This window comes from Actinokineospora spheciospongiae (assembly GCF_000564855.1).
GTDB classification, from domain to species: domain Bacteria; phylum Actinomycetota; class Actinomycetes; order Mycobacteriales; family Pseudonocardiaceae; genus Actinokineospora; species Actinokineospora spheciospongiae.
The window spans coordinates 1-5,921 of sequence record NZ_AYXG01000120.1; the positions used below are offsets into that span (position 1 = coordinate 1).

General features: G+C 69.6%; 4 protein-coding genes. 2 read left to right on the top strand and 2 right to left on the bottom strand.

Features of this window, described 5'->3' with window-relative positions; all coding sequences use genetic code 11:
• Nucleotides 1–122: 122 nt before the first annotated feature.
• Nucleotides 123–3,656: a DNA polymerase III subunit alpha gene (dnaE, locus tag UO65_RS16705; RefSeq protein WP_035283525.1), complete on the bottom strand. Its 3,534-nt coding sequence runs from the start codon at nt 3,654–3,656 to the stop codon at nt 123–125.
• Between the two features lie 125 nt (nt 3,657–3,781).
• Nucleotides 3,782–4,600, bottom strand: coding sequence for a helix-turn-helix domain-containing protein (locus UO65_RS33400; RefSeq protein WP_052021266.1), 819 nt, complete (start codon nt 4,598–4,600; stop codon nt 3,782–3,784).
• A gap of 230 nt (nt 4,601–4,830) precedes the next feature.
• On the opposite strand from UO65_RS33400, the gene UO65_RS16715 reads away from it, so the two are divergent.
• Both UO65_RS16715 and UO65_RS16720 read left to right on the top strand, forming a co-directional pair.
• Entirely contained in the window at nt 4,831–5,715 is an 885-nt protein-coding gene (locus tag UO65_RS16715) for a helix-turn-helix domain-containing protein (RefSeq protein ID WP_035283527.1), read from the top strand.
• A gap of 13 nt (nt 5,716–5,728) precedes the next feature.
• The coding region (locus UO65_RS16720) for a DUF397 domain-containing protein (protein ID WP_035283529.1) at nt 5,729–5,921 on the top strand (193 nt) is incomplete at its 3' end.

The following is a 5,921-nucleotide window of genomic DNA, read 5'->3' on the forward strand; positions in this document are numbered from 1 at the left end:
ACATGATCGCCATAGGGGCCCCGGCCAAACACATCCACCCACCCGGGCACCACCAACAAACCCCGGGCTCGAAAGCCGAGCACATCCACCCACCCGGGCACCCCCCCAGCGCGAAGAAACCGTCACAGCGCAACGCGAACCCCCGGGAGCGAACGCAGCTCACCGAGGAGCGCGGCCGTGACCGCCACCGGGTAGTCCTCGACCGCCAGCGTGATCCGCCGGTTCCCGCCGCACAGCACGATGCGCACCGGCGTGCTCCCCCGGTGGGCGGCCAGCGCCGAGCGCAGTTCCGACACCCCGTCCGGCTCGACCTCCGCCGTGGTCATCTCCAGCAGGAGCGGCGCCTCGACCACCCCGGCCTCGGCGCTGCTGACGTCCAGCGGCGCCAGGTCGGAGCCGAACACCGACAGCTTGTCCTCCCGCCGGTTCACCCGTCCCTTGACCACCACCGCAGCGTCCTGCACCAGGTCAGCGGCCAGCACGGTGTAGCTCTTGGGGAAGAACAGCACTTCGATCGACGCGTCGAGGTCTTCCACCACCGCGATGGCCCAGGTCTCCCCCTTCTTGTTCACCCGGCGCTCCAGCGCCGAGATCATCCCGGCGATCACCAGTTCCCCCTCGTGCGGCGGGTTGGCCAGCACCGCACCGATCGACCTGGGCGCGTGCTTGCGCAGGATGCGGTCGGCCCCGTCCAACGGGTGCGCGGAGACGTACAGGCCCAGCATCTCCCGCTCCAACGCCAGCAGGTGCTTGCGCGGCCACTCCTCCGCGTCGAACCGCAGGTGCGCCAGCGGTGAGGCCCCCGTGTCCGCGGGGGCGTCGTCCCCGCCGAACAGGTCGAACTGCCCCAGGGCCTGCCTGCGCTTGAGCCCGACCACGGCGTCCACCGCCTCTTCGTGCACGTCGAACAGCGCGCGCCGGTGGTGGCCGAGCGAGTCGAACGCGCCCGCCTTGATCAGCGACTCGACGACCCGCTTGTTGCAGCAGACCAGTTCCGACTTGGCCACGAAGTCGGCGAAGGAGGTGTACGGCCCTTTGGCAGCCCGGGTGGCGATGATCGACTCGACCACGTTGGCGCCCACGTTGCGGACCGCGCCCAGGCCGAAGCGGATGTCCGCCCCGACCGCCGCGAAGCGCAGCGAGGACTCGTTCACGTCCGGTGGCAGCACCTTGATCCCCAGCGCCCGGCACTCGGCGAGGTAGACGGCGGACTTGTCCTTGTTGTCCGAGACCGAGGTGAGCAGCGCGGCCATGTATTCCGGCTGGTGGTTGGCCTTGAGGTAGGCGGTCCAGTAGCCGACCAGCGCGTAGCCGGCAGCGTGCGACTTGTTGAACGCGTAGCCCGCGAACGGCAGGATCGTGTCCCACAGGGCCCGCACGGCCTCGTCGGAGAACCCGTTGGCCAGCATCCCGTCGCGGAAACCGGCGAACTCCTCTTCCAGGACGTCTTTCTTCTTCTTGCCCATGGCCCGGCGCAGCACGTCGGCGCGGCCCATGGAGAAGCCCGCGACCCGTTGCGCGATCTGCATGATCTGTTCCTGGTAGACGACCAGGCCGTGGGTCTCGGCGAGGATGTCGTGCAGCGGCTCAGCCAGTTCGCGGTGGATCGGTTCGACCGCCTGGCGGCCGTTCTTGCGGTCGGCGTAGTTGTTGTGGGTGTTCATCGCCATGGGGCCCGGCCGATAGAGGGCGTTGACGGCGATGATGTCGGCGAAACCGGTGGGGCCCATGCGGCGCAGCAGGTCGCGCATGGCCCCGCCGTCGAGCTGGAACACGCCCAGGCTGTCACCCCGGGCCAGCAGGTCGTAGGTGGCGGGGTCGTCGGTGCCCAGGGTGTCGAGGTCGACGGTTTCGCCCCGGTTGGCGGCGATGTTGTCGATGGCGTCGCCGATGACCGTCAGGTTGCGCAGGCCCAGGAAGTCCATCTTGAGCAGGCCGATCGCCTCGCAGGACGGGTAGTCCCAGCCGGTGATGACGGCGCCGTCGTCGCGGCGCCACAGCGGGATCACGTCGAGCAGCGGTTCGGCGGACATGATGACCGCGCACGCGTGCACCCCGGCGTTGCGGATCAACCCCTCCAGGCCGAGGGCGGTGCGGAACAGGGTGCCCGCGTCGCGGTCGGACTCGATCAGCGAGCGGACCTCGGCGGCCTCGGCGTAGCGCTCGTGCCCGGGGTCGGTGATGCCGCTGAGCGGGATGTCCTTGGCCGCGACCGGCGGCGGCAGCGCCTTGGAGACGCGGTCGGCGATCGCGTACCCGGGTTGCCCGAAGTGGACCCGGGCGGCGTCCTTGATCGCCGCCTTGGTCTTGATCCGGCCGAAGGTGATCACCTGGGCGACCCGGTCGGCGCCGTAGCGCTCGGTGGCGTAGCGGACCATCTCGCCCCGGCGGCGGTCGTCGAAGTCCATGTCGATGTCGGGCATGGAGACGCGCTCGGGGTTGAGGAACCGCTCGAACAGCAGGCCGTGCGCGAGGGGGTCGAGGTTGGTGATGCCCATGGCGTAGGCCACCAGCGACCCCGCCGCCGACCCGCGCCCGGGGCCGACGCGGATGCCCACCGCGCGGGCGTGGTCCATCAGGTCGGCGGTGATCAGGAAGTAGGCGGGGAACCCCTTGGCCACGATGATGTCGACCTCGAACTCGGCCCGCGCGGTGTACTCCTCGGGCACCCCGTCCGGCAGCCGCCGGTCCAGGCCGCGCAGCACCTCCGCGCGGAACCAGGACGCCACGTCGTACCCCTCGGGCGCCGGGTACACCGGCATCCGGTCCCGGTGCTCCCACACCTCGGCGTAGGACTGCACCCGCTCGGCGACGAGCAGGGTGTTGTCGGCGGCGCCGGGGACCTCGGTGTCCCAGTAGGCGCGCATCTCGGCGGCGGACTTGAGGAAGTAGCCGTCGCCGTCGAACCGGAACCGGTTGGGGTCGTCGAGGGTCTTGCCCGCCTGCACGCACAGCAGCGCCGCGTGCGCCTCGGCCTGCTCCTTGGTCACGTAGTGCGAGTCGTTGGTGGCCAGCGGGCGCAGCCCCAGCTTGGCGCCGATGCCCAGCAGCCCGTCGCGCACCTCGCGTTCGATGGTCAGCCCGTGGTCCATCAGTTCCAGGAAGAAGTTGTCCGGTCCGAAGATGTCCCGGTAATCGGCGGCGGCCCGCAGCGCCTCGGCGGGTTGGCCGAGCCGCAGCCGGGTCTGCACCTCGCCGGACGGGCAGCCGGTGGTGGCCAGGATGCCCGACGCGTGCGCGGAGAGCAGTTCCCGGTCCATCCGGGGTTTGCGGTAGTACCCCTCCATGCTGGCGAGTGAGGACAACCGGAACAGGTTGCGCAAACCGGTGGCGTTTTCCGCGAGCATGGTCAGGTGCGTGTACGCGCCGCCACCGGAGACGTCCCCGCGCGCGGCACCCCGCGCGCCCCAGAACACCGGCTTCTTGTGGTGCCTGCTCTCCGGCGCCAGGTAGGCCTCGATCCCGATGATCGGCTTGATGCCCACTCGCTTCGCCGCCTGGTGGAACTCGTCGGCCCCGTACAGGTTCCCGTGGTCGGTCATGCCCACGGCGGGCATCCCCAACCGGGCCGCCTCGTCGAACAGCGGCCCGACCTTCGCCGCCCCGTCGAGCATCGAGTACTCGGTGTGCACGTGCAGGTGGACGAAGGAGGACAACCGGCACCTCCAGGCGGCGCAAGGGGTTCGACGAGGAGCGCCCATTGCAGCCGAGCCCGCGCGGGACCGTCAAACAAGCGACACGCGTGGGCGGACAACCACCGGTTGTCGCCCCCGCGTGCGGTTCACCGCCCCATGGCGTCCAGCAGGCCGTGCAGGATCTCGGCGGTTTTCCGCTCCGGGTGGGCAAGTTGGTGCAGGTGCGCAACCAGGTCCCGGGTGGCAACGGTGGAAGCGGGGTGCTCCAGCACCACACTGGTCGTCTGGTGTTCAATGTGGACGACCGGGGAGAAGTTCTCGATGTGGAAGAGGCGGAAGCCGGGGTGCGGGACCGTGCGAGGCAGGACGCGGAGGTGCGCCCGGTGACCGATCAGGTGCCGCAGTTGCTCGCGCAGGACCTCGCGCGGCAGGTCGCGGTTGTCCAGGACCCGTGCGGGGAGGAAGAAGTGGGCCTGCCGGTCGGTTGCCCCGGTCTCGGCTGCTCCGGCCTCGGCGCGGTCGACGTCCGGGGCGAGGCCGATCGCGTCCCGGTAGGCGGCGGTGCGCAGCGGGCCGGGGATCAGGTTCGGGTCGTGCGTGGTGATGGTGGTGGCCATGGCTTCCAGGTCGTGCAGGACCTCGCGTCCCTCGATCGGGTGGCGGATGATCCAGTCGATGTGCTCGGCGGTGGCCCGCAGGGCGTAGAGGACCTGGCGCTGCTGGGGTGCGATGTCCAGGAGGGCGCAGAGGCCGCCGATCTCCAGGGCGGTGGGCACGCGGCGGCCGGTCATGATCCGGTTGACCATCGCGGGCGACATCGACATCGCCGAGGCCAACTGCCGGGTGGTGAACCCGCGCCGCAGGCGGGTCGCGTCGAGCCTGCGGGCCAGGATCAGGCCGCGCAGGGTCTTGGCGCGCACGGTGTCGTCGCGGCTCGGCGCGCGGTCGGCGGTGGAGGCGGTCATGGTGGGCCTTTTCGCTCGATTGGGTACGGCGTGTAACCTTGCACTTGCTCACTTCGCGGTGTTGAGTATGGGATTAGCGGAGTTGCAATGCAACCCGTAGCCCGAGACTGATCGGGTGGTCTTGCGCGATACTCTCGGTGGGCAGCGGAAGCGGATCGGAAGCCGACCAGCTCTGCCGGGAGCGCGCTCGACCGTCAACTGTCGTCGACACGAGAAGGGCGCCACTCGGCATGACCACGGTTCGGACAGCGAAGAAGATGATCCTCGGCCGCGAGATCGCGCACATGATGGAGACGGCGGGCAAGGCCCCGGCCGACCTGGCGGCCATCCTGAGCACCAGCCGGTCGCGGATGGGCCAGATCCTCTCCGGGCAGGCCACGGTGTCCGTCGGCGACTTGGAGCGGTTGGCGACCCAACTTGGTTTTCGCGACACCGACTACCACGAGACGCTGTTCGCGATGCGCAAGGACAGCCACAAGCGGGGCTTCTGGACCACCGGCTACCGCCGCGCCTACGGCGAGGAACTGCGGCTGCGCGTCGACACGGAGATGCACGCGGACCGCATCCGCGAGTTCGAGGTCGAAGTCATGCCGGGTCTCTTGCAGTGCGAGGACTACGTTCGGGCGCTGTACATGAGCGTGCCGGACGTTGACGGCCTCACGTTGGAGGACCGCATCCAGGCGCGGATCGACCGTCAGAGCATCTTCCTCAAGGACTCACCGCCCAGCGCGCACTTCGTCTTGTCGGAATCGTGCCTGCGCCGGGTGTGGTGCGACCGACCGGTGATGATCACGCAGTTGGAGCACCTGATCGAGCTGTCCCAGCGGGAGCACATGATGATCCAGGTGTTCCCGTTCGACCGGCCCGTGGGCCGCCGGACCGCGATCAGCAACCACTTCACCCTGCTGCGCATCCCGTCGACCGGGGTGGCAGGCTCGCTGGAGGTCGCCTACACCGAGGGTCCGGGAGAGTTCCGGTTCCTGGACGACAAGAAGGCGCTGGACGCCTACGACACAGCCTGGACTCGGTTGACCACCGCCGCCTTGGGCTTCGAGGAGTCCCGGAAGTTCCTGCGGGGGATGATCACCGAGTTCGGTAAGCACCCAACACCGTAAGGAGTCCCCGCCGATGACCACCCCCTTCTCCCGCAACGACTTCCGCAAGTCGTCCTACAGCAACCCGGACGCCAACTGCGTCGAGGTGGCCCAGCGCGCCGACGCGGTCGAACTGCGCGACGCCAAGACCGCGTTCGGCTCCGCCACCGACTTCCGCCTCCACCTGAGCCCGACCGGCTTCGCCGCCCTGATCGACACCGTGCGCG